27 protein-coding genes are annotated in these 26201 nt (G+C 45.9%); 20 read left to right on the top strand and 7 right to left on the bottom strand.

The window, feature by feature from the left end; translation table 11 throughout:
• Positions 1–83 precede the first annotated feature (83 nt).
• The 7 genes from nagA (at position 84) to I8U27_RS02405 (ending at position 7649) form a co-directional block, all read left to right on the top strand.
• Positions 84–1286 carry an N-acetylglucosamine-6-phosphate deacetylase gene (nagA, locus tag I8U27_RS02435; RefSeq protein ID WP_181750091.1) on the top strand — a complete coding sequence of 401 codons (1203 nt, stop codon included), beginning with the start codon at positions 84–86 and terminating at the stop codon, positions 1284–1286.
• Positions 1273–2010 (top strand): glucosamine-6-phosphate deaminase, encoded by a 738-nt coding sequence (gene nagB, locus I8U27_RS02430; protein WP_181750092.1) that lies wholly within the window; start codon positions 1273–1275, stop codon positions 2008–2010. Before nagA ends, nagB begins: the two co-directional genes overlap by 14 nt.
• A 139-nt stretch (positions 2011–2149) precedes the next feature.
• Complete coding sequence (locus I8U27_RS02425) at positions 2150–3433, top strand: ABC transporter substrate-binding protein (RefSeq protein WP_181750093.1); 1284 nt, start codon at positions 2150–2152, stop codon at positions 3431–3433.
• A 98-nt stretch (positions 3434–3531) separates the two neighbouring features.
• Positions 3532–4398, top strand: coding sequence for a carbohydrate ABC transporter permease (locus tag I8U27_RS02420; protein ID WP_181750094.1), 867 nt, complete (start codon positions 3532–3534; stop codon positions 4396–4398).
• Positions 4399–4416: 18 nt separating this feature from the next.
• Positions 4417–5286 (top strand): carbohydrate ABC transporter permease, encoded by an 870-nt coding sequence (locus tag I8U27_RS02415; protein WP_181750095.1) that lies wholly within the window; start codon positions 4417–4419, stop codon positions 5284–5286.
• Between the two features lie 17 nt (positions 5287–5303).
• Positions 5304–6875 carry a glycoside hydrolase family 3 protein gene (locus I8U27_RS02410; RefSeq protein WP_181750096.1) on the top strand — a complete coding sequence of 524 codons (1572 nt, stop codon included), beginning with the start codon at positions 5304–5306 and terminating at the stop codon, positions 6873–6875.
• Between the two features lie 33 nt (positions 6876–6908).
• Positions 6909–7649 carry a GntR family transcriptional regulator gene (locus I8U27_RS02405; RefSeq protein ID WP_181750097.1) on the top strand — a complete coding sequence of 247 codons (741 nt, stop codon included), beginning with the start codon at positions 6909–6911 and terminating at the stop codon, positions 7647–7649.
• A gap of 42 nt (positions 7650–7691) precedes the next feature.
• Here I8U27_RS02405 and I8U27_RS02400 read toward each other — a convergent pair whose 3' ends face one another.
• The 3 genes from I8U27_RS02400 to I8U27_RS02390 form a co-directional block, all read right to left on the bottom strand.
• Positions 7692–8000 carry a hypothetical protein gene (locus I8U27_RS02400; RefSeq protein WP_181750098.1) on the bottom strand — a complete coding sequence of 103 codons (309 nt, stop codon included), beginning with the start codon at positions 7998–8000 and terminating at the stop codon, positions 7692–7694.
• A gap of 3 nt (positions 8001–8003) precedes the next feature.
• Positions 8004–9692, bottom strand: a complete 1689-nt coding sequence (locus tag I8U27_RS02395; RefSeq protein WP_232345178.1) for a glycosyl hydrolase family 18 protein — start codon at positions 9690–9692, stop codon at positions 8004–8006.
• Between the two features lie 306 nt (positions 9693–9998).
• Complete coding sequence (locus I8U27_RS02390; protein WP_181750099.1) at positions 9999–10502, bottom strand: GAF domain-containing protein; 504 nt, start codon at positions 10500–10502, stop codon at positions 9999–10001.
• 182 nt (positions 10503–10684) lie between these two features.
• Between I8U27_RS02390 and I8U27_RS02385 the strand changes: the two genes are divergently transcribed.
• The 5 genes from I8U27_RS02385 to I8U27_RS02365 all read left to right on the top strand — a co-directional run bounded on the left by I8U27_RS02385 (position 10685) and on the right by I8U27_RS02365 (position 15988).
• Complete coding sequence (locus I8U27_RS02385; protein WP_181750100.1) at positions 10685–11815, top strand: aminopeptidase; 1131 nt, start codon at positions 10685–10687, stop codon at positions 11813–11815.
• Between the two features lie 79 nt (positions 11816–11894).
• A complete protein-coding gene (locus tag I8U27_RS02380; protein ID WP_309506068.1) occupies positions 11895–12374 on the top strand; it encodes a PTS sugar transporter subunit IIA in 480 nt (159 codons plus the stop codon).
• A gap of 535 nt (positions 12375–12909) precedes the next feature.
• The gene (locus I8U27_RS02375) at positions 12910–14040 is read left to right on the top strand and encodes an aminopeptidase (protein WP_181750102.1); all 1131 of its coding nucleotides are present in this window, start codon (positions 12910–12912) and stop codon (positions 14038–14040) included.
• Between the two features lie 167 nt (positions 14041–14207).
• Positions 14208–15254 carry a M42 family metallopeptidase gene (locus tag I8U27_RS02370; RefSeq protein ID WP_181750103.1) on the top strand — a complete coding sequence of 349 codons (1047 nt, stop codon included), beginning with the start codon at positions 14208–14210 and terminating at the stop codon, positions 15252–15254.
• A gap of 254 nt (positions 15255–15508) precedes the next feature.
• A complete protein-coding gene (locus I8U27_RS02365) occupies positions 15509–15988 on the top strand; it encodes a PaaI family thioesterase (RefSeq protein ID WP_232345210.1) in 480 nt (159 codons plus the stop codon).
• 21 nt (positions 15989–16009) lie between these two features.
• On the opposite strand, the gene I8U27_RS02360 is transcribed toward I8U27_RS02365, so the two are convergent.
• On the bottom strand, positions 16010–16399 hold the full coding sequence (locus tag I8U27_RS02360; RefSeq protein ID WP_181750104.1) for a hypothetical protein: 390 nt from the start codon (positions 16397–16399) through the stop codon (positions 16010–16012).
• 186 nt (positions 16400–16585) lie between these two features.
• Here I8U27_RS02360 and glsA point away from each other — a divergent pair, with 186 nt between their 5' ends.
• Complete coding sequence (gene glsA, locus I8U27_RS02355) at positions 16586–17497, top strand: glutaminase A (protein ID WP_181750105.1); 912 nt, start codon at positions 16586–16588, stop codon at positions 17495–17497.
• Between the two features lie 123 nt (positions 17498–17620).
• Entirely contained in the window at positions 17621–17914 is a 294-nt protein-coding gene (locus tag I8U27_RS02350; protein WP_374057895.1) for a DUF1507 family protein, read from the top strand.
• A gap of 40 nt (positions 17915–17954) precedes the next feature.
• Here I8U27_RS02350 and I8U27_RS02345 read toward each other — a convergent pair whose 3' ends face one another.
• A complete protein-coding gene (locus I8U27_RS02345; protein WP_181750107.1) occupies positions 17955–18842 on the bottom strand; it encodes a LysR family transcriptional regulator in 888 nt (295 codons plus the stop codon).
• 126 nt (positions 18843–18968) lie between these two features.
• Here I8U27_RS02345 and I8U27_RS02340 point away from each other — a divergent pair, with 126 nt between their 5' ends.
• From I8U27_RS02340 to I8U27_RS02325, 4 genes are all read left to right on the top strand, one after another.
• Complete coding sequence (locus tag I8U27_RS02340; protein ID WP_181750108.1) at positions 18969–20057, top strand: citrate synthase/methylcitrate synthase; 1089 nt, start codon at positions 18969–18971, stop codon at positions 20055–20057.
• A gap of 445 nt (positions 20058–20502) precedes the next feature.
• The gene (locus tag I8U27_RS02335) at positions 20503–20817 is read left to right on the top strand and encodes a PTS sugar transporter subunit IIB (RefSeq protein WP_181750109.1); all 315 of its coding nucleotides are present in this window, start codon (positions 20503–20505) and stop codon (positions 20815–20817) included.
• Positions 20814–22124 carry a PTS cellobiose transporter subunit IIC gene (gene celB, locus I8U27_RS02330; RefSeq protein ID WP_181750110.1) on the top strand — a complete coding sequence of 437 codons (1311 nt, stop codon included), beginning with the start codon at positions 20814–20816 and terminating at the stop codon, positions 22122–22124. Before I8U27_RS02335 ends, celB begins: the two co-directional genes overlap by 4 nt.
• A 24-nt stretch (positions 22125–22148) precedes the next feature.
• Positions 22149–22475 (top strand): PTS lactose/cellobiose transporter subunit IIA, encoded by a 327-nt coding sequence (locus tag I8U27_RS02325; RefSeq protein ID WP_181750111.1) that lies wholly within the window; start codon positions 22149–22151, stop codon positions 22473–22475.
• A 492-nt stretch (positions 22476–22967) separates the two neighbouring features.
• On the opposite strand, the gene cax is transcribed toward I8U27_RS02325, so the two are convergent.
• Entirely contained in the window at positions 22968–24047 is a 1080-nt protein-coding gene (cax, locus tag I8U27_RS02320; RefSeq protein ID WP_181750112.1) for a calcium/proton exchanger, read from the bottom strand.
• A 242-nt stretch (positions 24048–24289) separates the two neighbouring features.
• Between cax and I8U27_RS02315 the strand changes: the two genes are divergently transcribed.
• Entirely contained in the window at positions 24290–25108 is an 819-nt protein-coding gene (locus I8U27_RS02315; protein ID WP_181750113.1) for an NYN domain-containing protein, read from the top strand.
• Between the two features lie 161 nt (positions 25109–25269).
• Complete coding sequence (locus tag I8U27_RS02310; protein WP_181750114.1) at positions 25270–25653, top strand: Asp23/Gls24 family envelope stress response protein; 384 nt, start codon at positions 25270–25272, stop codon at positions 25651–25653.
• A gap of 46 nt (positions 25654–25699) precedes the next feature.
• Here I8U27_RS02310 and I8U27_RS02305 read toward each other — a convergent pair whose 3' ends face one another.
• Positions 25700–26044: a YugN family protein gene (locus I8U27_RS02305; RefSeq protein WP_181750115.1), complete on the bottom strand. Its 345-nt coding sequence runs from the start codon at positions 26042–26044 to the stop codon at positions 25700–25702.
• Positions 26045–26201: the final 157 nt, after the last annotated feature.

Below are 26201 nucleotides of genomic sequence, written 5' to 3'. Positions count from 1 at the left end.
CATATGATAAATTGGTATAGCCATCTATACGTTTTAAAGTTAAACTACTAGTAAATAAAGAGTATAAAAAGGAGATCAGATCCATGATGGAAAACAAAATGATCCTCATCGTCAAGGGAACAATTCATACGGAGACGGAATCACTTCGGGAAGGTTATATCAAGATCGCGGACGGAAAAATTGTTGAGTTGGGACCCTTGAGTCAATGCGGAGATACCGCCGGTTTCCAGGTGATCTCTGTTCCTGAGGAAGCTCAGGTGATCCCCGGAATGATTGATGTCCACATTCACGGGGCGGACGGGGCAGATACGATGGATGCCACGACTGAATCTTTAACCAGAATTGCAACCGCAATTGCCCGGGAGGGAACAACCACCTTTTTAGCTACTACAATTACACAATCGAAAGAGGCGATTGCAGCAGCGCTCGCCAACGCAGCGGACTATATTGTCCGGTATAATACACCGGGCAAAGCTGAATGTGCCGGTATTCATCTCGAAGGGCCGTTTCTCTCAGCGAAGCGTGCCGGAGCCCAACCGCCGGAGTATATCATCCATCCTGACATTGAACTGTTTCAGCACTGGCAGTCGATTGCTCAGAATCTGATCAAACTGGTTACTCTGGCTCCCGAAGTAGAAGGCGGGTTGTCTTTGACAAGACATTTGCGCGAAACCGGGGTCGTAGCTTCGATCGGGCATTCGGACGCCACTTATGACCAGTGTGTGGAGGCGATTGCAGCAGGAGCTTCCCATGTCACCCATTTATTTAACGGAATGCGCGGACTCCATCATCGGGACCCGGGAGTTGTCGGAGCAGCCTTCCTGCAGGACGAACTTGTCGTCGAAGTGATTGCAGACGGGATTCATATTCGTCCGGAGACGGTAAAGATTGCGTTTGACCAGATCACAGACCGGCGGATGATTCTGATTACTGATTCAATGCGTGCCAAATGTCTCAAGCGGGGAACCTATGAACTGGGCGGGCAAACGGTATATGTGGATCAGGATGCAAGATTGGCTGACGGAACACTTGCAGGCAGCATTTTAAAAATGAAAGATGCGTTTAAGAATATAAAAGAGTTTACCGGTTGTTCCATGTCCGGACTGATCCGAATGTCTGCGTCCAATGCGGCGAAAGAACTTGGCTTATTTGACCGCAAAGGCAGTATCGCCATCGGAAAAGATGCCGATCTGGTCGTGTTGGATGATCAATGGGATGTCTCTTTAACACTTTGCAGAGGAAAGGTTGCTTATGATAAGAGGGGAATGCAGCATGTTACTGATTAAAACAAAGGATTATCAGCAAATGTGTGAGAGGGCCGCGGAGATTATCATTGAAAAAGTAAATGCCGCTGCCCCGTTAAAACTGGGTTTGGCTACGGGGGGAACCCCGAAAGGCATCTATCGCAAGCTAATAGAGGACCACCGAAACAACGGAACCAGTTACCAACGGGTAACAACCTTTAATTTGGATGAGTATGTGGGACTCCCTCCTCATCATCCAAACAGTTACCATTTTTATATGAACCATTACCTTTTTAGCCACATTGATATCCCGGAAAAGCAAACCCATATTCCCGACGGAATGGCTTCCGACCTGGAAGCGGAATGTTCACGGTATGAGAGGCTGATTGATACAGAAGGCGGAATCGATCTGCAAATACTGGGAATTGGTTTAAACGGGCATATTGGTTTTAATGAACCCGGCACCTCATTCCTGTCCCGTACACATGTTGTTCAGCTTGATGAGACAACACGGAGGGCGAATAAGCGTTATTTTTCCTCTTTTGCCGAGGTGCCTACCCATGCCATCACGATGGGCATTGCTACAATTATGAAAAGTTCAGAAATCATACTTCTTGTTAACGGGCGAAAGAAAGCGAAGGTTCTCCGCCGCCTGTTTGAGGAAGAAGTAAATGAACAGCTGCCTGCTTCGGTCTTAAAAAAACATCCCCATGTTACGATTATCGCTGATGAAGAAGCTTTGTCTTCGCTCTATGTATCCCCATGACCGGAGGGGATGCATAGGGGCCCTTAACGGACTGTCTCTCAATATGAAAGCGTTTAATTTTTTTGTTGACAGAAATCAAATTTTTTTCGTAATATTGGTATAGACATTAATACAAATACTTTTCAAGGGGGACATGCAGGTGAATCACTGGCTGAGTAAAAAATTGACTGTATTTCTTTCGCTTCTTTTGATTTTATCCCTCGCTCTAGCAGCAGCCGGTTGCACAGCCGGCAGTGATGACGGAAAGATTCAATTGCGTATTGTAACCATGTTTTCGGGAACTGACCCGGCAACCAAGGTGTATCAGCAAGCTTTGGAAGATTTTAAAAAGAAGCATCCGAATGTGGAAATTACGGATGAATCGATGACTGCCACCGGTGATCCGTTCCGCACCAAAGTAAAAACAGACTTCACCTCGGGAAACGCGCCTGATGTTACCTTCTTCTTTACAGGTGCAGATGCACAATCCATTATTAAATCAGGTGCCGTCGTCCCCCTGAATGATTTGATGGCTAAAGATCAGGAATGGAATTCTGTGCTCACTGATAACGTCAAAAAACAAATTATCGAAAAAGATGGAAAAATTTATGCCTTCCCGATTACCGGCTTTTACGAAGGGTTATTTGTGAATAAAGATCTTTTTGATAAATATAACCTGGAGTTGCCGACTGACTGGAATAAGTTTGTGAAGGCTGTTGAAGTATTCAAGAAAAACGGAATTATCCCAATTGCCGGTTCAATGGAGGAATCCTTTTATCTTATTGAACATTTTATTCTTTCAGCCGGTGGGCCTGAAGGCCACAATTCCGCTTATCAAAACGGGGTAGATCCTTCCTGGGAGCAAGGCTTGAACCGATTAAAAGAAATCTATAAAATGGGTGCCTTCCCGAAAGACGCCAACACCATGAAAGATGCAGACGCTGTGCAATTATTTGTGAACAAAAAGGCGGCCATGATGGTAAACGGATCCTGGACCATAGGCCAAATGCAGGATAAAGAGAATGTTAAAGTAATGCCGTTCCCGGTGATGCCCGGCGGAAAAGCAAAACCGGCCGATCTGATAGCCGGGTTTACATCCGGTTATTATCTGAGCAAAAAATCTTATGAAGATCAATCGAAAAAAGGTATGGCCCTTGAACTGATTAAATTTTTGACCAGCAAAGAGATGATTAAGAAGTTTGCCGAAGCCAACGGCGGGGTGCCGGCGGCTGATGTAACCATTGATGGACTCTCTCCGGTGGCAGCTGAAGGACAAAAAATGGTGAAAGAGGCCAACTCTCTCAACTTGCCGATCGATGCCCAAATCTCTCCGGAAGCCTTTACCGAGATTCGCAAGAACATTGCTTATATTGTCCAGGAGAAGAAAACGGCCAAAGAAGTTCTGGAAGCCGCACTGAAAGTGGAAGAGCAAGCAAGAAAGTAAGTTCCTTGATAAGTCAGGGAAAGCTTTGCCCTTACGGCGAAGCTTTCCTTTCATCATGGAAGAGATGAAAGGATCGAAGTTGAAAGGAGCCTTTTTTCATGCATAAAGGTGATAAAAAATATATATTTTTATTCCTTTTCCCGACTATTCTTTTAACGGGGGTATTTTTATACTACCCTTTTTTGCGCAGTGTGTATAAAAGCTTTTTTTATTGGGATGGATTCCTTGTATCGAGATTTACCGGCCTGGAAAATTACATTCAGCTTGCTACAGATGAAGTAGTACGGATTGCCACTTTAAACACCCTTGAAATTATGTGCTATGCCATTATTTTTCAGGTAGGACTGGGTGTTGTGCTGGCAGTACTGGTTGATTCAGTCAAATTTGGCACAAACTTTTTCCGGTCCGCCTTTTTCTTTCCCGTTGCCATCTCTGCAACGGCAATCGGCCTGATGTTTACTCTTTTTTATAAGTATGATGGCGGCATGTTAAACCAGCTGTTGGAGAAATTCGGATATGAAAAAGTACTGTGGATCACGGAAGAAAGTTCACTGATCGCGGTGGCGATCCCCACAATCTGGCAATATGTCGGCTTTTATTTTGTTATCCTGCTAACCGCTATTTCCAAAATTCCCGATGACTTTTATGAAGCGGCCCACCTTGAAGGAGTGACAGGCATTAAAAAGACTTTCTATATTACTCTCCCTCTCATTTGGAGCGACATTAAAACATGTATTATTTTAGCCATTACCGGTTCGCTAAAAGTGTTTGAACTTGTTTATATCATTACAGGGGGCGGACCGACGCACACTTCGGAAGTGCTGGGAACCTATATGTATATGAAAACATTTACCAGCTCGGCCTGGGGATACGGGTCAACCATTGCTGTTTTCATTGTCCTGCTGGGAGTTGTTTTATCCTTTATTGCCAACCGCCTGTTAAAAAAAGAGGAAATCACCTATTGATTGGCTGGAGGGAAGGAAATGAACACCAAAAAAACATTTTGGGAAAAGCTGCAATCAGCCTTTACCCGTTTCAAACCGCTTAAAATAATTACTTATATTGTGTTATTTGCCTGGTCGCTGACTACAATCTATCCTTTGTTTTGGGTTTTTAACAATTCATTGAAGCCGTCACAGAAGGTGATAACCGATTCATTTTCGGTGGCGTCGAACCCGACACTCCAAAATTATGTAAACGCGTTTGAACAAATCAATATCGGGCAGAGTTACCTCAACAGCTTAATCATGTCCGGGGGAACAGTATTTTTCACGCTATGGTTTGGGGGGCTTGCCGCCTATATCTTATCAAGGTTTGAATTTCGCCTCAGAAGCTTTATCCAAACCTTATTGGTAGCCAGCCTGTTAATACCTGCTTTTGCCACGGTAGCGCCTGTATCTGAGATTTTGCAGTCACTGGATTTGCTCAACACCTACTGGGCACTTATTTTGCCGCACACGGCCGGATTTTTGCCTTTTACGATCCTCGTCCTTTCTTCTTATATGGTGACCATCCCCAAAGATCTGGAAGAAGCCGCCATTATAGATGGGTGCAGCCGATGGAAAGTATTTACCCGTGTCATCGTGCCTGTTTCCAGACCGGCTTTTGCCACTGCCAGTATCTTTGTCTTTTTGTGGTCCTATAATGACTTGTTCTCGGCACTCATCTTTGTTCCGCAGAAGGATGTTCAACCGATTAATGTGCTGCTTTCCAATGTTACTACCCAGTATGGAACGGACTACGGATTACTGGCGACCGCAGTCACACTTACTCTGATCCCGGTGATCATCATTTATCTCCTCGCCCAGAAACAGGTGATTAAAGGGCTCACATCGGGAGCTGTGAAAGGATAAACAAGGAGGGGATGATCATGAGGGAGCAGATGAAAAAACAATTGCAATGTCTGACATTGAAGCAAAAAATAGGGCAGATGCTGGTCGGGCAAGCGGAAGGAACGGAGCTGTCGGACGACTTTCGCACGTTCTTGACCGAGTATCCGATTGCGGGTTATCGCATGAATGGACCAAATATACGGAGCTGTGAGCAAGTAAAGAGGCTCACGGCAGATATTCAACAAGCCTATGAGGAAAATGGTTTAAATCTTCCCGTGATTTTTGCCGCCGATCAGGAAACAGGCACATTGAGCGTTTTTGGGCGTCTGATGACGGAATTTCCAGGCAACATGGCGCTGGCTGCTGCTGATGACTTACAGCTGACCCGGGCGCAGGGACAAGCGGTCGGTTGGGAACTGGCTGAGATGGGAGTCAATCATTTGCTGGCACCGGTTGCCGATGTCAATCTTGAAACAAACAACCCGGTGATTGGGGTTCGCTCATTTGGAGATGATCCGCACCGGGTTGCAAAGCAATGTATCAACTATGTGCAGGGAGTCCATGTAGGCGGGGTTGCAGCAAGTGCGAAACATTTTCCCGGCCACGGCAATACTAAAACTGATACGCATGCAGATCTGGCGATCAATGGCAGTGATGTCAAAACACTGATGCAGACGGAATTTGTCCCATTCCGGCAATTAGCGGATCATCATGTCGACTCTGTTATGGTCTCACACGTTATTTTTTCAAACATTGACTCCCGCCCGTCTTCTCTGTCAAAGCGAGTGATTACCGGGTTGCTGCGCGAGGAGATGGGATATGAGGGACTGGTCATCAGCGATGATCTGGCAATGGGAGCAATCCGGAAGCAATATTCAGCCGGTGAAGCCGTTTTGCAATTTATTCTGGCCGGAGGCGATATCGCATTTATCCATGATGGCCGCCGGTCGGTTGAGGAAGCGTTTGACCGGCTTATGCGGGCATTGAAACAAGGAGAGCTGACCGAAGAACGGATCAATCAGTCTGTGGCCAGAATTCTGTTATTCAAACACAAGATCAATGATTATAATAGGAGTAGACAGCAACCAAAGGAAGACAGCCGCCTGATTTCCCGCAAAGTCAGTGAGCAGTCGGTCACTCTGCTGCGGGACCCGAAAAAGCTTTTGCCTGTCCCGGGTGAGAGCCGGGTTTTGCTGGTTTTGCCCAGAACGCAGAACCTGACTGAGGCTGATACAAGCGGAGATCAGGAAAATCTCCTGTTTTCATATTTACAGAAGTTTGTTCAGGATGTACGTATGCTGGAGTTTACCTTAGATGAAGATTGGGATTACACCCGATTAAACCGGGCTGTCAGTGACCGGGATCTTATCATTTATTGCACTGTCAATGCACATCGTTTTCCGGCCCAGATCAGCGCAATAAATCATCTTAAAAGGTGCCGTCCGCTGGTAGCGGTGATGTTGCGTGATCCGTATGACGCACAGCTTATTTCTGAAGATATCACGGTGGTAGCGGCTTACTCAATCATAGATGAACAGATGAGAACATTAGCGAAACAACTGGGCGGCAAGATCCCGTTTGTGGGAAAATGTCCTGTACAGATCTGTTAGGTGACATGAGAGGGGTCAAGAGTGAGGAATAAAATGAGAAAGGTAAATAAAAACAGTCCACTTCCCCTTTATTATCAATTGAAAGAAATATTGCGGGAAATGATTGATAATGAAGAGCTGAAACCGGGGGATGCGGCCCCGCCTGAACGGGAACTCTGTGAAATTCACGGAATTAGCCGCATGACAGCGCGCAAGGCAGTAACAGCTTTAGTCAATGAAGGAGTCTTGTATCGCGAACAGGGAAAGGGAACGTTTGTCGCCGAACCAAAGCCACAACACCAGTTGAATCAACTGCGAGGCTTTACTGATGAGATGATGGAAAAGGGCCTGGTTGTCCAAACGAAAATCCTTTCCTTTAAAGTTTTGGAGGCAACTGTTGCTCTGAAAAAAAGGCTGAAAATGCTGCCGCATCAAAACAAGGTGTTGGAGATCCAACGGCTGCGGATTATTGATGGCCTTCCTTTTGCACTGGAAACGGTTTGGCTCAACCACACAAAAGTGCCTGATCTTACGAAGAATGATCTTGAAGGCGGTTCGCTGTATAATGTCCTCAAGGAAAAGTATAACAGGGTGCCATGTTATGCCACCCAGACGATTGAACCGGTTAAACTTGACGAATATGAAAGCCAGTTGCTTCAAATGCCGGATGAATCACTGGCTCTTCTGTTTAGAAGGACAACCTATACGAAAAATGAGGAGATTATGGAATATACGAAGTGTATATACAGGACCGATACCCATAAATATGAAGTTTTATTAAAAGCTGATGGATAGGAACAGCCGCCTGAGGTTGTTCTTTTTTTCTGTAAGTGTGTTTCAGTGTGGGGGAAGCAGAATTCTGTCTCGCTCCCGGTTGGCGCCCTGCGAGGAAGTAGGGATGGCCGGTCCAAGAACTGCACAAGGGGCGTAGGCATTGGGCAGGGAAGCGAGTTCAAGAGAGAATTGCCTCGCTGTTTCCCTTGTTCTGTTTTTTCGCCGGGCAGGTCGCCACAAGGTCGCTCCCCGGAATTCTGCTTCTCCGGCATGATGAAAACTTTCATGCCAGGGTTGTGTCGCCGGAACATAAGGGTTGTTGATATGAAATAAAGCGAGGCCGCTGGTAAAGACAGCCCCGCTTGTGATCAATGCTTATTTTAAATCATTATAAACTTTGTTCAACAATGTTTTGTTGCGGTCTGAGCTTAACTCCCAGAACATGGCTCCGGCGAGGCCTTTTGATTTAATGAAGCTGGTTTTATAACCCATGGACTCTGCATCATCATAAGAGATGAAGGTGCCGGTGGACGGATTGAAGAGATAGGGGACTTTGGATACATTGTTCCAGTACCGGGTGTAACCATTTTTATTAATATAATTGGCTTCCAGATCAGAGAAGTCGAATACGCCCGCTTCCCAAGTTCCTTGTGGCGTTCCGGTGCAGGACTGGTATTCACCGTTGTTCGCCGTGTTACAGCCTGTCCATCCACGGCCATAGAAGGGAAGGCCCAGGACCAGTTTAGAAGCGGGAACACCGGCATTGAGATGGCCTTCGACGGCAGCGCTAACATTAAAGGTGTCTTTATTGGGAGTGGGGTCAGCAGGGTCCATATGGAGGGGTGCGTTATGACCGCTTGTTTTTTCCCATCCGCCGTGAAAGTCGTAAGTCATGATGTTGACAAAGTCAAGGTAACTTGCAACTTTGCCCAGTTCAGTATTTTGCAGATAGCTGGGGCCCGCTCCTGATGCAATAGTGAGCAGATAATCTTTACCGTCTTCCCGACCGGCGGCATCCAGCTTTTCACGCAGCTTTTGCATCAATAGTGTGAAGTTTTGCTTATCTTCAGGCCTGCCGTCTTGCAATCCGCCGCTGACAGGATATTCCCAGTCGATGTCTACACCGTCAAAGCCCCAGGTACGAATAAAACGAACCGCACTGTCGGCAAATTTGGTACGGGAAGCATCTGTTAAAGCTGCATCAGAAAAGCCGCCGGACCATGTCCAACCGCCCACGGAGATCAATGTCTTCAGATGGGGATATTTTTGTTTTAATTTTGTCAGCTGGTTAAAGTTTCCTCGTTTACAACCCGGGTCCCAGCAATCTCCGGGAAAGAATTTATCTGTATCGGCATAGGGATCGCCAACGACAACTTCACCATTTTGTACATTGGCAAATGCATAGTTGATATGGGTGATTTTGGATCCGTCAATATCCATAATCTGATAGTTGCGGACATAGGTAGCCCAAGCCGGATAATAAGCGACGATTTTTTTGCCCGGAGTTCCGCCGCCGGAGTTGGCCTTCGTTTTTACCGTAACCGCATTGCTAGGTGCTGAAACGTTTCCGGCTGCATCTTTTGCTTTCACTGTGTAGGTGTAGGAAGTATCTGCCGATAAGCTGGTATCCGTATAAGAAGTGGAGGCAGTTGATCCAACTTTTTGTGATCCGCGGAAGATATCATAACCAGTTACGCCAACATTGTCGGTGGAAGCTGTCCAGGTAAGGGAAATGCTGTCAGCGGTTTGCGAGGGAGAAGCCAGGTTGGCCGGAGCAGAAGGAGCTTCAGTATCCCCACCGCCATCAGGCGACTGCAGTGACCATAAAGCCGGGGTATTCGGCGGTTCCCAGCCGGGAAGAGAAGTATGGGCTTGGATGCATTTATAAGTACTGCCGCCGTAAGTGACTAAATCACCGATCTCATAAGAAGTATTAGGTGTCCACTCGTCCGCAGCAAAAGCGCCTGCCGGTACGATACTGATTAAAAGTGCCATGATTAAGGCGGCCGCAAACGTTTTTTTTAGCAAAGATTTCCCTTTCAAAGGTGCCCTTGTCATGAACATTTTTATCACTCCTTATCATCTTTTCGTAAATCACAACTTTAAACGCGATTCACCCGGTTCGGAATACTCTGTTTACCTGTCTCATCTGATAAATGCAACGAAAACGCTTTCACCCCTCTGTAATATAATAATTGGTATATACATCTGGTTGTATCTACCTATCTTGTACTATAAACAATAATTTCTCTTTGTTCAAGTAATAATTTGAAAATTTCAGATGATTAATTTATTAAAAAATAAATTGGGTTTCGTTGGCAACAAAAAAGCAGAGCCTGTTTTCGACTCTGCCAGTTTGGAAATGATGACCTATTTTCCTAATAACGGGGTCCAGTCAGTGTTTCTCAGAAGAATATTTGCATACTCCTCAAGGTATTTTTGATCCAGAGTGTCAAAGCGTTTTTTAACCGGACTGTCAATATCCAGAACACCGATGATCTTTCCGTCCACCCGCAGAGGGATCACAATTTCCGACCGGGTGGATGCATCACAGGCGATATGGCCGGGAAACTGATGTACATCCTCGACCCGTTGCGTTTCATCCTCTGCAACCGCCGCCCCGCATACCCCTCTGCCAACGGCAATGCGGACACAGGCCGGCTGACCCATAAATGGTCCAAGCACCAGCTCTCCCTCTTTCAAGAGATAAAAACCGGCCCAGTTGACTTGATCCAGTGAGTGATAGAGATGGGAAGCGGTATTGGCCAGATTTGCCAGCCAGTCTTTTTCCCCCTCCAGCAGATGTTCAAGTTGTTTCAGGATATTTACATAACGGGTTGCTTGATCCCCTTCAACACGTTCAAAAACAAACATAGCCAAACCTCCAAAAAGGGTCTCTGCTCATAAGTACCCTGTATTTTCTTTAGTAAACGACAGTGTATTTTATTAAATGATGAAACCGTGATAGAATAATAAAGGCCTTAATCGGTATTTAATAACCTTTGTTCTCGTGTCATTGTACACTGAGTGAGTACATATGAAAAGGGGAATTTGAGATGCGTGATTTTCGTGTAGCCAAATTAGCGAAAATATTGGTAGAACATTCTTGCCGGGTTCAAAAAGGTGAGCGTGTCCTGATTGATTTATTCGGGTCCGGCAGTGAACTGGTCCGTGCGCTGATCACGGCTGTTTACGACGCAGGTGGTTATCCCTATGTACAGATCAATAACCATGCAATCACCCGCGCCCTTCTGCTGGGGACTTCAGAAGAACATTTGCAGACCCTGGCTGACCACGGCCTGGAACAAATGAAATCGATGGATTGCTACATCGGCATTCGCGGCGGGGAGAATGTAAGTGAACTGAGTGATGTGCCGGATGAAAAAATGCGTCTGTACGCAAAATTGTTCAACCATCCCGTACATAGCGAGCAACGGGTCAAACATACCAAATGGGTGGTCATGCGCTATCCCAACCCTTCCATGGCTCAATTGGCCAACATGAGTACAGAGGCATTTGAAGATTTTTATTTCAATGTGTGCAATGTGGATTACGAGCGTATGGGCAAAGCAATGGAACCACTGGTAAAACGAATGGAACAAACAGATGAAGTGCGGATTGTCGGGCCCGGCACCGACCTTACTTTCTCCATCAAAGACATTCCGGTGATAAAATGCGCAGGTGAAAATAATATTCCCGACGGAGAAGTGTTCACCGCACCCGTCCGCGATTCAGTCAATGGTGTCCTCACTTACAATACACCAACTGTTTACCAGGGATCTTCTTTTGAAAATGTTCGCCTTGAGTTAAAGGACGGAAAAATCATTAAAGCTGCCTCCAACAATACAGAACGCCTCAACCAAATTCTGGATTCGGATGAAGGCGCCCGCTACATTGGCGAATTTAGTATCGGGGTTAACCCCAATATTAACCATCCGATGAAAGATACATTATTTGATGAGAAAATCAACGGCAGCTTCCACTTCACTCCCGGCCAGGCATATGAGAACGCCGATAACGGCAACCGTTCCTCGATTCACTGGGATATGGTCTGTATCCAGCGCGCTGATTACGGCGGTGGAGAAATCTATTTCGACGGGGAATTGATACGCAAAGACGGGCTCTTTGTCGTTGATGATCTGATTCCGCTCAACCCTGAAAATTTGAAGAACAATAACTCCTTCTAATTTGAGGAGCATACAAGAAATATGGGCAGCTGCGGTTGTAGTGATAACCCTTTCACTGAAAAAACTGGAGGGATAAATGGTGTTTTGGAACCGCAAAAAAAAGACAGATATCTACGCACCGATCAGCGGTCAATATCTGCCGCTGGAACAAGTGCCGGATCAGGTTTTTTCGGAAAAAATCATGGGAGACGGCTTTGCCATTCAACCGGAACAGGGAGAAGTGGTATCTCCCGTCGAGGCTGAAGTGATCAACCTGTTTCCGACCAAGCACGCTTTAGGTTTAAAAACTTCCGCAGGATTGGAGATTTTGATTCATATCGGAATAGATACCGTAGAATTGCAGGGAGAAGGGTTTACCGCCCATGTTTCAGAGGGAGATAAGGTTAAAGCGGGGCAGAAACTGCTTACTTTTGATATCAATCTTATCAAAGAAAAAGGGAAATCCCCCATCAGCCCGATTATCTTTCCACAGTCCGCCGAATGGCATGTTCAGGTGGAAAACACCGGTTCATTAACGGCCGGAGACACGCTGGTGGCGAAAGTAGAACGAAAGAAATAAGAAGGCAATCGGAAGGGCTCTTTTCCGCAAAAAAGTGGGAAGGGCCTTTAACCATTCCTGCCGAATGAGGACCATTCAAACACAAAAATGCGAAAATCATGATACAATGGGGAAGGTTCAAAAAAACGTGAACTGCTCTCCACTGAAGTGGCAGAGCTTCTCCGTTTCAACGAGTCTGAAGCGATCCTCTCCACGAGCATAACTTCCCGTAGTCCCTACGGTACATGTTCAATGGTTGGGGGGTCTTTCCCACGTGACAGGAATCGTTTTATGTGGTGTTTGTTCCTTCCTCACCACAACCCCATACGATTCAGTTTTCAATGTACAGCACATATGTACGTATCAATGGATTTAATAAATATTCCTTTTTTTCTTTTTTTATGGAAAAATCGCTCTAAGCATCCCACAAGGGGATACGGAGCAAAGCTCACTTTCATCTACCCCATTAAAATGGGGAGTATTCCTGTTCGCAAGTCATAAAATATATTTGCTCTGTGAACATGGATCTGAGAAGAGCATAAGAAAGGAGATTTTTATGCCTGATCTGCGTGTAACAAAGTTAGCCAAAATACTTGTGGAGCATTCTTGTCGCGTACAAAGAGGAGAACGTGTCCTGATCCATCTGTCCGGAAGCAGCCGTGAACTCACGCTGGCATTGATAACAGCGGTGTACGAAGCCGGAGGTTATCCTTATGTTGAAATTCATGACCCCAAAATCACCCGGGCACTCTTGTTGCAAACTTCGGAGAAACACTTGGAAAATATGGCTCACCATGCTTTGGAACAGATGAAATCGATGGATTGTTACATAGGGATTTCCAACAGTGATAACTCAAATGAGCTCAGCGATGTGCCGGATCATAACATGAGTCTCTATATGAAAATGTTTACTAAGCCTGTACATTTAGAGCAACGTGTGAACCATACCAAATGGGTGATCTTGCGCTATCCAAACCCTTCGATGGCGCAAAAGGCCAACATGAGCACAGAGGCATTTGAAGACTTCTTCTTTAATGTCTGCAACGTGGATTACGAGAGTATGGGCAAAGCGATGGAACCGCTGGTAAAGCGAATGGAACAAACAGATGAAGTGCGGATTGTCGGCCCCGGCACGGACCTCACTTTCTCCATCAAAGGAATACCGGTAAATAAATGTGCGGGAGAAAACAATATTCCGGACGGCGAAGTGTTCACCGCACCCGTCCGCGATTCGGTCAATGGTGTGATTACATTTAATACCCCAACGGTATACCATGGCTTTGCTTTTGAAAATGTCAGGTTAGAGTTTAAAGACGGAAAAATCGTTCAAGCAACGGCCAATCATACCGAACGCCTTAATCAGATTTTCGATACCGATGAAGGAGCCCGCTATGTCGGGGAATTCAGCCTTGGGGTTAACCCCAATATCCATCATCCGATGAAAGAAACTTTATTTGATGAAAAAATCAATGGCAGTTTCCACTTCACTCCCGGCGCAGCCTATGAAGATGCAGATAACGGCAACCGTTCCTCCATCCACTGGGACATGGTTTCCATCCAACGGACTGATTACGGCGGTGGCGAAATCTACTTTGACGGGAAGTTAGTACGCAAAGACGGACTTTTTGTTGTTGATGATCTCATCCCGTTGAATCCTGAAAACTTGAAGGATAAGGAAGGTTTCTGATGGATTCTTCCTCGGTTTCCGGGGAGGATTACATCACCTGATCACCGAAAGGGCTTCTTTCCGCATGAGATGCGGAAGGGAGTTCTTTATCTTTTAAATATTTCTCTTTTGGGAAGGGGAGACGGGTGATATAATGAGCGAAGATTGAGAGAAAAGGGTGAGAATGGATGTCTGTTTTTCCGGAGCAGAGAACTGTACAAACACTGGTGGACTTACTTAAGATTGACAGCCCTGCCGGACATACGGAGCGGGCGATTGATTACATAGAAAAGAGAATGCAGCAGATTGGGATTGAAACAGCACGAAATAACAAAGGCGGCCTGCTGGTTACCTTACCGGGCCAAAATGATACGGTGCATCGTTTTTTGACAGCTCATGTTGATACATTGGGAGCGATGGTTAAAGAGATCAAACCCAATGGCCGTTTAATATTGAATCAGATTGGTTACTATGAATGGTTTTCCGTTGAAGGGGCCTACTGCTGCATCGAAACAAGGGAAGGCAAACGGATTTCCGGGACCATCCTGTCTACACATACTTCGGTGCATGTATATCCTGATGCGAAAGACCAGAAACGGACAGCTGAAAATATTGAGGTTCGTCTGGATGCAAGGGTGAACACAGCGGAGGATGTCAGAGAGCTGGGCATTCGCGTCGGTGATTTTGTATCATTTGATCCGCAAATCCATGTTACAGAAACCGGTTTTATTAAATCACGGCATCTGGATGACAAGGCAAGCGTCGCCGTTCTCATTGAGCTGATTGCCTTTTTCAAAGAGACGGACGGGATTCTTCCCCATACAACCCATTTCTTGTTCAGCAATAATGAAGAGGTTGGATTTGGCGGAAATTCAAACATTCCGGCGCAAGTGAGAGAGTATCTCGCTGTTGACATGGGAGCCATTGGTGAAGGGCAGGCAACCGATGAATTTTGTGTGTCGATCTGTGCCAAGGACGGCAGCGGCCCCTATCACTATGGACTGAGAAATAAGCTGGTCCAACTGGCAGAAGAAAACGGAATTACCCATCAAGTGGATATTTATCCCTACTATACCTCTGATGCCAGTGCGGCAGTCCGCGCAGGCAGCGATGTGATTCACGGATTAATCGGCCCGGGAGTTGATGCGTCCCACGCTTACGAACGAACCCATATCGACGCCCTGGAGAATACCTTTCGCCTTCTTTATCACTATCTGTTAAGCCAATCGCTATAAAATCTTTAATAATGCCGGGGAAGCAGAAATCCGGGGAGCGACCTTTTGGCGACCGACCGAGCGGAAACAACGGAATAAGGGAAAATGTGAGGTAATCCTTCCTTAAATTTGGCTTTTTTGCCTAAAGCCTGCGCTTGTGCAGTTTTTGGAGCAGCCACTTTTACTTCCTTGCAGGACGCCGATCGGGAGCGAGACAGAATTCTGTCTTCCCCACATTGAAACACACTTTCACAGAACAGGAGGGTTTGGTGACCATGGATTTGTCTTCAGAGCTGCTTGAGGTGCTGGAACAGGGCACAGAAGAGGAAAAAGAGATACTGGCTCTCGCTATGCAGGCAATCAGGCAGAAGCGGGAAAGAAACAGTGCCTATCTGTCCGGTTTTATGGGGCTTTCCGGAAGGTTTGTGGACAAAAATGTATACGAGTTTCGTGTGCCGGTTACCTCATTTATGAAAAATCGGGCGGGCATTGTGCATGGCGGGATTACGGCTTCACTGGCCGATTCAACCATCGGTTCACTCATCAATAAACGGGTACCGGAGGGATACGGGGCTGTCACAACGGAACTCAAACTTAACTACTTAAAGCCGGGGCGTGGACAAGAACTAACCTCCCGCGCTGTATTGGTTCATATGGGCCGGTCACTGGCCGTGGCAACTTGCGAAATTTCGGATGAGCGGGGCAACTTAATCTGCATTGCTTCAGCAACTTTTTTTATATTGCGCAAGCGTTGAATGAAAAAACTGGAGGGTCTGTCACCTTCCAGTTTTTTCATTCAAGTTAACCACTTCCAAATGAGTCAGAAAATCAACGGGCTTTTCTTTGTTACTTCCATCCGCCAGATATAAAAGAGCAGGACCGCCATCGCGAATCGGTTTATTTTCTTTTGCGAAGCACATCAAAGCCGCAGCGGCCTCTTTCATCTGCAAAATGACGGGTTCTCCCTGGGAACGATGACAGATGACATGGGTCGCATCCGGGGACGGCTCTGCATTTTGTAAAAAGGGGGCCAGTTTCATCGCCAATCCCTCGGTTCCCGGGATCAGGTCACTTAAAGGAAAATGACGGTCATCAATAATCCAGATAGAAGGGTCTAAAGAAATGCGAAATTTTACTTTTCCCGTGATAAGAATCGTAGGGTTCATAAGAATCACCGTATTCCATTGTAGGTTCGTGCATCAATCGTGCAAAGCGCTCCTGGACGGCTCCACCCCAGCCGGGAGCGGGAATGATGCAACAAACCCATTATAGCGAAAAACGGCTCCTGTTTAAAATAAGTTGTCAGAAGCAGGGAGATGATAAAAGAAGAATGTAGTTTAAGGAGGAGAACGATGCAAGAGTTGCTGGAAAAGTTGATTGAAAAACACAAGCCTGTCTGTAATAAAGGAAAAATACCGGACTATATACCTATTTTAAGAGAACAGGACCCTTTTGGATTAGGAATTACAGTGGTCACTACAGATAAAAAGATAGTCAGCGCCGGAGATTGTCCCACCCGGTTTACACTGCAAAGCATTTCTAAAGTAATTGCTTTAATCTTATCAATTATGGACAACGGAGAAGAAGCAGTTTTTGCAAAAGTGGGGATGGAACCGACAGGGGACCCGTTCAATTCTATTTATAAGATGGAAGTCTTTTCTTACAGTAAACCTCTTAATCCGATGATTAACGCCGGGGCCATGGTTGTCAGCTCCCTGATCAACGGAAAAACGGTTTCGGAAAAATTGGAACGGCTGCTCAAATTGGTCAGAGACATGGCTGAAAATGACCAGATACAGATTGAGGAAGAGGTTTTTCGCTCAGAATGGGAACAAGCCCATCGCAACCGGGCACTTGCCCATTTTTTAAAGGAATTAGACCTGATCTACGATGTGGAAGACGCGCTCGCTGTTTATTTACGGCAGTGTGCCATTGGGGTCGATTGTACAGATCTGGCGAAAATAGGGCTTTGTCTGGCCCAGAACGGGCGGAGTTATAGTGGAAAACAGTTGTTTTCCAGGCATGTGGCACGGTTGGCCAAAACCTTTATGGTCACTTGTGGGATGTATAATGCATCGGGGGAGTTTGCTATCCGTGTTGGAATCCCGGCGAAAAGCGGAGTTTCCGGCGGAATTTTGGCATCTGTCCCCGACCGGATGGGAATCGGTGTGATCGGCCCTGCTCTGGATGAAAAAGGAAACAGCATTGGCGGGATTGCGATCTTAGAAGATTTATCCTGCGAATGGAATTTGAGTATCTTTTAAAGGAGTATCAGGAAGCTTGGTTTTACAAACAACGGGTGATCGTGATAAACTAACTTTAGTGTATTTGGGATCAAGGGCCGTTTTAAGCAATACCGGTTGGAACGGTTGATGGGGGGGGTTACTTTGACCACACCGACACAGACCGATTTAAGTCAAAGAGCGTTACAGCTTTTAAGGGAAGATGCCGAGAAAATCGCGCAATTAATTGCGGTTCAACTTGAAAACTTAACCTTGCCGAAATGCCCTTTATATGAGGAGGTTCTCGACACCCAAATGTTTGGTCTCTCCAGAGAGATTGACTTTGCGGTTCGGGCCGGACTGATTCAGCGTGAGCAAGGAAAAGAAATTATTCATGATTTAGAGCGGAAATTGGCAGATTTTTATACAAGAGTGCTTCCCGCCTCGATTGGGGAGTAATTCACCGATCACTGACTCCGGATAGGAGTCTTTTTTATTTTTACTCCGCCTCGGCCGGATAGACTCCACTGATATCATCAATCAATTGTCTGATGGAGCGGGATTGATATCGTTTTGCCGGATAATAGAGAAGAACAGGGAAAGAGTGGTCAAACGGAGTGATCCTTACCCGTTGCAATTGTTGATTTCCCGAATCAACGGAAACTGTGGGAACTAATGCAACTCCATAACCTTCGGCAACCAACTGCTTAATTTCTTCCACGCTGGACAGTTCAATCACAATTTGCGGATGAACTCTATATTGATGCAATAATTCATCGAGAATGCCCCGTTCGGTCGTTGTTGGAGCAAAGGAGATCATCGGCAGCTGTTCTATTTGTCCGGGTGAGAGATAACTGCTTTTTGCCAGGGGATGGCTGGGTGCTGTAATCAGGGTAAATGAGTCGTAGAACAAGGTACGTGTCTCGATGTGGCCGGGAATCTGCCCCGTCTGATAGGCAATCCCGGCATCAATCTTCCCCTCGTTGAGCTGCTGGATCACCTGTTCCGTCGGGAGAGTAAGAAGCCGTAACGGCAAATCCGGATGGCGGGTCTGAAAGTATTTGGCCAGACGCGGCAAGATCGCCATCGACAGGCAGGAGGTAGTGCCGATTGTCAGCGGCCCGAATGGTTTCTGCTCATGTTCCGAGACCGCTTCACGGCTGTCGCGGATCAGGTCTAAGATTTGCTGGGCATACGGCAAGAAAAGGGCACCGCTTGGAGTAAGTTTTACCTGTGTCCGATAAAAAAGTGTTGTTCCCAATTCTTCTTCCAGCGTCCGAATTTGTGCGCTTACTGCGGGCTGGGTCAACCGCAGCGATTTTGCCGCTAGGCGAAAATGTTGTTTGCGGGCGACTTCAATAAAGGAGATCAGCTGTTGTTCATTCAAGGTTGTCATTCCCCTCTACCACTGTTTGATAAAACTATTTTATCATGATTATCAAAATAATAAATTGGATTTTTCAAAAATTGCATTTTATCATGAAAGTAATAAATAAAAATGGAGGGGAACCAAATGAGAGTGAATCCGGGATTAGAGGGTGTTATTGTCGCGGATACAGAGATTTCTTATATTGACGGACAATCGGGAATATTGATCTATAGAGGCTATGAAGCGAAGCAACTGGCTCTTCACCGCTCCTATGAGGAAGTTGTTTATCTGTTATGGAAAGGCCGCTTTCCCGACTCTGCGGAATTGGATGCCTTCAATCAGGCGCTTTGGGAAAATCAGAGATTGACTGAAGAACTGAAACAAATCATTAAACTGATTCCACCCGATGTTGACATGATGAGCGTTATTCGGGCTGCTCTCTCGTCACTGGGGGATCGCTCCTTCGGATGGCCCCCCTCGTTGGAAAAAGCCGTATCACTGTTGGCGATCACCCCCGCCATCATTGCCGCCAGATACCGACATCTGCAAGGAAAGCCGATCGTGGAACCGATCCCCAATCTTTCATTTGCCGCCAATTATCTTTTGATGATACATGGTAAAAAGCCACACCCTGCCCATATCCGGGCACTGGAATCATATTTTACGCTGGCGGCGGAACACGGATTGAATGCCTCAACCTTTACTGCCCGAGTGGTAGCATCTACGGAAGCAGATCTCTCCTCGGCCATCATCGCTGCACTGGGAGCTCTCAAAGGGCCTCTTCACGGAGGGGCACCTTCTGAAGTAGAAGGAATGTTAGAGCAGATCGGAAGTCTGGAGGAGGCGGAAAAATGGATGCGGGAACGTTTGCGGCAGGGGGAGAAATTAATGGGTTTCGGACATCGGATTTACAAAACAACAGACCCGCGGGCCGAAGCTTTGCGCCAGGTGGTTCAAACAGGTTCCGGTGCAGAACCCTGGTTTCAATTCGCGGTTGAAGTAGAGAAAATAGCCCTGGCGTTGCTGAAAGAGGTGAAGCCGCACCGGCAAATCCACACCAATGTTGAATACTATACCGCAGCCATTTTAAAAGCGATTCAATTGCCGAAACTCTTATATACTCCAACGTTTGCTGTTACCCGAATCGCCGGCTGGATTGCCCATATTTTAGAACAAGCAAAAAATAACCGCATTATCAGGCCAACTTCAAACTATATCGGTTCCATGGATTGAGGGGAGAAAACTTTGAGCCATCCCGAGCGGGAAACCCTTTGCTTCAGCATGGGGATGAAAGCGAGCGTCAGACGAAGGGGGTTCATCCCCTTGCAAGTCTGACAAAAAATTTTCTTTTAAACGGACATCCTCAGGCCGAGGAATTGCGTAAAGAGCACTGGTACTGCTTACCGTTCAGCAATAGTACCTCACTGGGTGGTCGCAAGCAGAATCCTACGGCTTTCGCCGTGGGGAGAGGTCAAGACTGTACAATGAGATAAGAGTTTCCGGGGATTTGTGTCCCCGCTTCGTTCTTTAGGCCTTAACTCCTTATTCATACTGGGAGTTGAGGCCTAAAATTATGGTTTGCAATATTTTATTTTTATGAAATATAATGAATATGGAGATATATAAAAAATATTATATACCTTTTACCGATTTCTATTTTAAGATCGGAGGGTTGCCCTTGAATATTTTACTATGTTGCGCTGCAGGAATGTCGACCAGTCTGCTGGTGGCAAAAATGGAAGAAGAAGCAGAAGCACGGGGATTGGAAGTAAAGATCTGGACAGTATCCGCTCATGAGGTAAAAGACCAGTTGAGTCAGGCAGATGTATTACTGGTCGGGCCACAAGTGAGATATAAGTTGAATGAGTTTAAAAAAGAGGGTGAAGAGCGCGGAATTCCGGTAGAGATGATCAATCCGGCAGATTACGGGATGATGAATGGAAAAAAAGTGTTGGAATTTGCGATTAAAAAAGTGATGGAGGCCCGCTCATGAACCAATTTCTTGTATACCTGGAGAAAGTAATGCTTCCGGTTGCAGAAAAAATTGGCAATCAGAGACATTTGCAATCAATCCGTGACGGACTGATTTTGTTGATGCCATTTGTCATTATCGGTTCACTCTTCCTAATTATCGCAACCCTGCCAATTCCGGGATATAAAGAGATGATTAAGGAATTGTTTGGAGAGAAACTATCCTATCCTGTAACCGCCACCATGGACATTATGGGCCTGATCGCCAGCGTCGGGATAGCTTACCGGCTCGCTGAGCGCTATAAAGTAGATGCCCTGTCGGCCGGTGTGATTTCATTGTCCGCTTTTCTTCTGGCTACTCCGCAAACGCTGGATTTTACCCCGGAGGGAGCAAAACAGGCGGTTGAAGTAACAGGTGTGATCCCTGTCATGTGGATGGGGAGCAAAGGAATTTTTGTCGCCATGGTCCTGGCAATCTTATCTACCGAAATTTATCGGTGGTTTGTGCAAAAAAAGCTGGTGTTTAAAATGCCGGCAGGAGTTCCGCCGTCTGTGACCAAATCGTTTGCCGCAATTGTACCCGGATTAGTTGTACTCACAATTGTATGGTTGTTGCGCTTGCTGATTGAGCAGACGGAATTTGGTAATATTCACAATATTATTGCCGCCCTTCTGTCTGAACCACTCAAACAGCTGGGGGGAAGTTTAATCGGTACCCTGATTGCCGTTTTGCTGATGCAGTTGTTCTGGTCAATCGGTATTCACGGTGATGCGGTTGTCGGTTCGGTCATGTTACCTGTTTACCTTTCTTTAATGGATGAAAACCGTAAAGTATTTGAAGCTGATCCCGGTGCAGATTTACCCAATGTAATTACTTCGCAATTTATTGATTTATGGATCAATATGGGGGGATCGGGGACTACTTTTGCGCTGGTATTTCTGATGTTATTTGCAGCACGAAGCAGGCAGATGAAGGGATTGGGCAGAGTTGCCATCGGCCCCGGGTTGTTTAATATTAATGAACCGGTCATTTTTGGGACACCAATCGTCATGAACCCTCTGTTTATCATTCCGTTTATCCTTACACCGATTGCCATGGTGCTGGTCACCTATTTTGCCATGTCCAGCGGTCTTGTCGGGAAACCGACAGGGGTTGCGATCCCTTGGACAACCCCGATTCTGTTTAGCGGGTATCTGGCAACGGGGAAAATTTCCGGCAGTATTCTTCAGGTTGTTAATTTTTTCATTGCGTTAGCCATTTATTATCCATTTTTCCGCATCTGGGATCGACAGAGATTACAGGAAGAGAAGACAGAGGAGAAAAAATAAAATCCGGGATGGAGTTGAGTTCAAATGGATCGTACAGAGAAAACGGTGTTTCAACTCATCCTGTACGCCGGCAACGCCAAAAGTTTAGCGATGGAAGCCATTTCCCTTGCCAAAGAGCGAAAGCTGGAGGAGGCACGGCAACGGTTAGAAGAAGCCGACCGGGAAATGAGCCGGGCACATCAGATTCAAACTGCTTTCATCCAGCAGGAAGCGGCCGGAGAAAAGACAGAGATCACAATGTTGATGATTCATGCCCAGGATCACTTGATGACATCTATAACGGTTAAAGAGCTGGCCGCCGAATTTGTGGATCTGTACGAAAGGTTGCCGGTTATCAGGAAATCAAAATAGAAGATCCGGTCTGTCCTTCGGAGCTGATCCAATCATGTTAAATCTCGCACCACAATTCAAGCAGCCGGCCTGTTTAAAAGGGCCGGCTGCTTGAATTTACAGTTTAAGCTGGCTGAAAGCCCACGGTTTTGAATTGTGGGATGAAAGACAGCGTTGTTCGGCATCCCCTTTTGGGGGTAGTAAAAGTAACCAATTTAGTGGATAATCGAACGTATGAGCAGTGCTCATCCCACTGATAGTGGGTTTGTTTCTGTACGCCATGGTATGAGGTTCCAGTGGCGAATCAATCTCTCCCACCGGGTAAAACCATGATAGCGAGTGAATACGGACTAGAACGCTGGTAACAGGCGTTCCACCCATGTGGGTACATTCAACTGACTTGTAGAACTTCTTGGGAGTTGTCCAAAGCAGAAATGAATGGAGGGCGTTAACTATCCAGGAAACCCACGGCGACCATCGGGAGTGCCTGTGGTGCTTCAGCCGTGTGGGGTCTCAAACAACAAAGAAAACGGTTCCCAGTATGGCGTATACCATCAATAAAAGAACTCCCTCATACCAGTTGGTTGATCCGTCGCGGGAGATTGATGCGGCGATAAAAGCTGAAACGGCGATAGCGGCAATTTCATAGTTGCTGAAGATAATGTTCATCGGATTTCCAAACAAAAAACTGATGAAAACCAGAACCGGGGCAACAAATAGCGCTATTTGCAGACTGCTGCCGACGGCAATTTCCACGGCGGCGCCAATCCGGTTTTTCATGGCGAGGAAGATCGCAGCGCTATGCTCGGCCGCGTTACCGATGATCGCAATCAGGAAAGCACCGACAAACAGCTCAGACCATCCCAGTGCATGTGCGACCGCTTCGACGCTATGTACTAACCATTCACTCTGCAAGGCAACGAACGCAGTAGAGACAACGAGTAAAATCAGGGAAACCGACTTGGACCAATCGGGTGCTTCTTCTTCCTCTTTTTCAGACTCATCGTCATTTCCCGGCAGTCCATCGATGGATTCCCCCAGTTCTTCCTTGTGGGTAAAGAGAGAGAAGAACAACCACAAGAAATATCCCACAATTAAAACAGAAGCGATGATCACGCTGACGGTGTTCATTTTCTCCGCTCCCAGTCCGGACAAAAAAACTGCGGGCACAAAAAGGCCAATGACAGAGAGCATCATCAGGGAGGCGTTGTGTCCGGCCAGAATCGGATTAAAAGATTGCATCTTAAATTTTAAACCGCCGAAAAATGCACTTAAGCCCAACACCAGCAATAAGTTTCCGATCACCGAGCCGGTAATGCTGGCTTTAACCATGTCAAACAGGCCTTCTTTGACCAAAAAAATGGCGATGATCAGCTCAGCTGCATTTCCAAAGGTCGCATTTAACAAGCCGCCCAAGCGCTCGCCCGAGTAATGGGCTACATTTTCGGTTGCTTTCCCCAGCAATGCTGCCCAGAAGAGCAAAGACAAACATGCCGTGGCAAACTGAAGCGATTTGCTGTCTGAGAAAAAATGAAAAAAAGAACTGGCAATTGTAGTGCCGATCAGCAGAGGGTAAAACCATTTCTTGTTCATTTGTTTCACTCCTACAGTAAATTAAAAATCAATAAATGCCAATTTATGGTTTATACTGGTATTGCATGACAGAACCGGCACATGTATGATAAAGTAATACGAATTTAGCATACGCAAGGCAAAAAAAATGTCAAATTAGCCTATTGTATGTATCAAGTGATTTTCGGCATTTATGAGCAGGAAATCACTTGTAAAGGGCGAATTTGTCCATCATACTAAGAAAAAGAGAAAGGAGGGACTAAATGAACACCAGGGTGAAAGACACAGCAATATTTATAGATCTGGAGAACGTTTATTACGGACTGAAAAAGTATCATATGGACCCTGATCACCCAGAGGAAAGTCATAACTTATTTTTAAGGCTGCAGGAATATTACGGAAAAGAATCCATCCGCATGATGGAGGCATATGCTGATTTTGAACAGATGGATCTTTCCATGATGAGCTTACAAAAGAAAAGGGTTCATGTTCATCAGGTATACGGAAACGGCAGAGAAGGAAACGAACGGAAAAATGCCGCCGATATCCAGTTATGTCTGGATGCGATGGAAGTTTTATACCAAATCCCTGAGATCAATACATTTGTCATCGTCAGCGCGGACCAGGATATGATTCCTCTGCTTGACCGTCTCTGGTCAAAAGGAAAACGGGTTGAGCTTTTTTGCCTCTGTGATGAAAGTTTATCCAAATCAGCTCAGTTGCATGAATTCTGCGATGAAACCCACAATTTGTTTGAATTTTTAAACATCCATCAGTTCCAGAATCTGTCTCAGTTGGACCGGATGTTTCATAACGCGGTACTGCAAATTTATGAATGGTACCATGATCCCAATAATGTCGGAAAAAGTTATGGGAGCACGTGGATTAAAAATGATTTTGTGCGAAAACTTCATTTGAGCGATATAGAAGCCAATCAGTTGTTTACCCGGCTCTTAAGAGGAAAGTATATTATACCCATTGAAATTAGCTTGGATGATAAGACATATTACGGGTATAAAGTCAATTTGAATCACCCGCAAGTGCAGATGATGATTAAAATCGCCGGCTATAAAGTAAGTTAATCCCCGGATCCATTCCCGGAACATCATATCAATACTCAGATAAATATGCTACACTGTCTTTGGAGGTTTAAGTACTGATAAGAACAGCCGCAAAAATTGAATCATGATCGGTGTGATGTGAGGACAGAAGAGGCTGTTGCATCGAAGAGGAGGGTTTGCGGATGGAGCAAAATAACGGTATGGTTCGGATCGCGGATGATGTTGTAGCGGTTATTGCCGGGATTACAGCGAATAAAACCAAAGGAATTGCCGGTATGTCCGGAGGAATGGCAGAGGGTTGGGCCAAACGGGTCAGCGGAAAAAACGTAACCAAAGGGGTTACGGTGGAAGTAGGCCAGTTGGAAGCGGCGATTGACCTGCGCGTCATTATTGAATATGGGGAAAAGATTCACGAAGTTTGCAGAGTATTACAACATGAGGTAAAAGAAGCTGTTGAGTCGATGACCGGATTGCGCGTAGTGGAAGTAAACGTCAAGGTGGAAGGTGTTGATCTGAAAGAAAGCCCGGACAATGCGAAAAAAACGGACCCGCAAAGGGTGAAATAGGAAAACGAGGGTGTAAATGATCACCCTCGTTTTATTTTTTATGGCCTTAAGATGCTAAAGCTTTTTCTAACTCCGCAATCTTCTCATTGACTTGTGCTTTCAGATCTTCCGGCACCTCAACCGATTCATCAAATCCGTGCGGGAAGAAATGACGGATGAATACCGGCACCCCGAGTTCCAGCAATGCTTTCCGGTGCTCCAATCTCTTGTCGTTAACCACGGTTCCGCGTAACCGCAGATAGTAATCCACACCTTCATGAGTATATTTATACTCATAAGTAGCTTTTCCGTAATCCCAGGTCCAACGGATAAAACCAAGCCCTTTCATCAGCTTTTCCAGCTCTCCGAACTCTTTTTTTATGCCTTTGGTTTTTGCTTCATTAAATATCATGAAAGAAGCGCCTCCTTTAAATTGGCACCGATATAATCCTTATTTATGATAGTATGTCTTTGATGTTCGTGCAACTCAATCGCCGTGACAGAAGTGCGAAAAATAACCGCTTGAACTTTTTGGACGAGGCAGCCCACCCTGTATAATGTTCCTTTTC

It is taken from the genome of Paenactinomyces guangxiensis (assembly GCF_016055185.1).
In the GTDB taxonomy this organism is placed as follows: Bacteria; Bacillota; Bacilli; order Thermoactinomycetales; family Thermoactinomycetaceae; genus Paenactinomyces; species Paenactinomyces guangxiensis.
The sequence above is the reverse complement of the archived record's forward strand: the minus strand, read 5'-3'. Positions and strand labels throughout refer to the sequence as shown.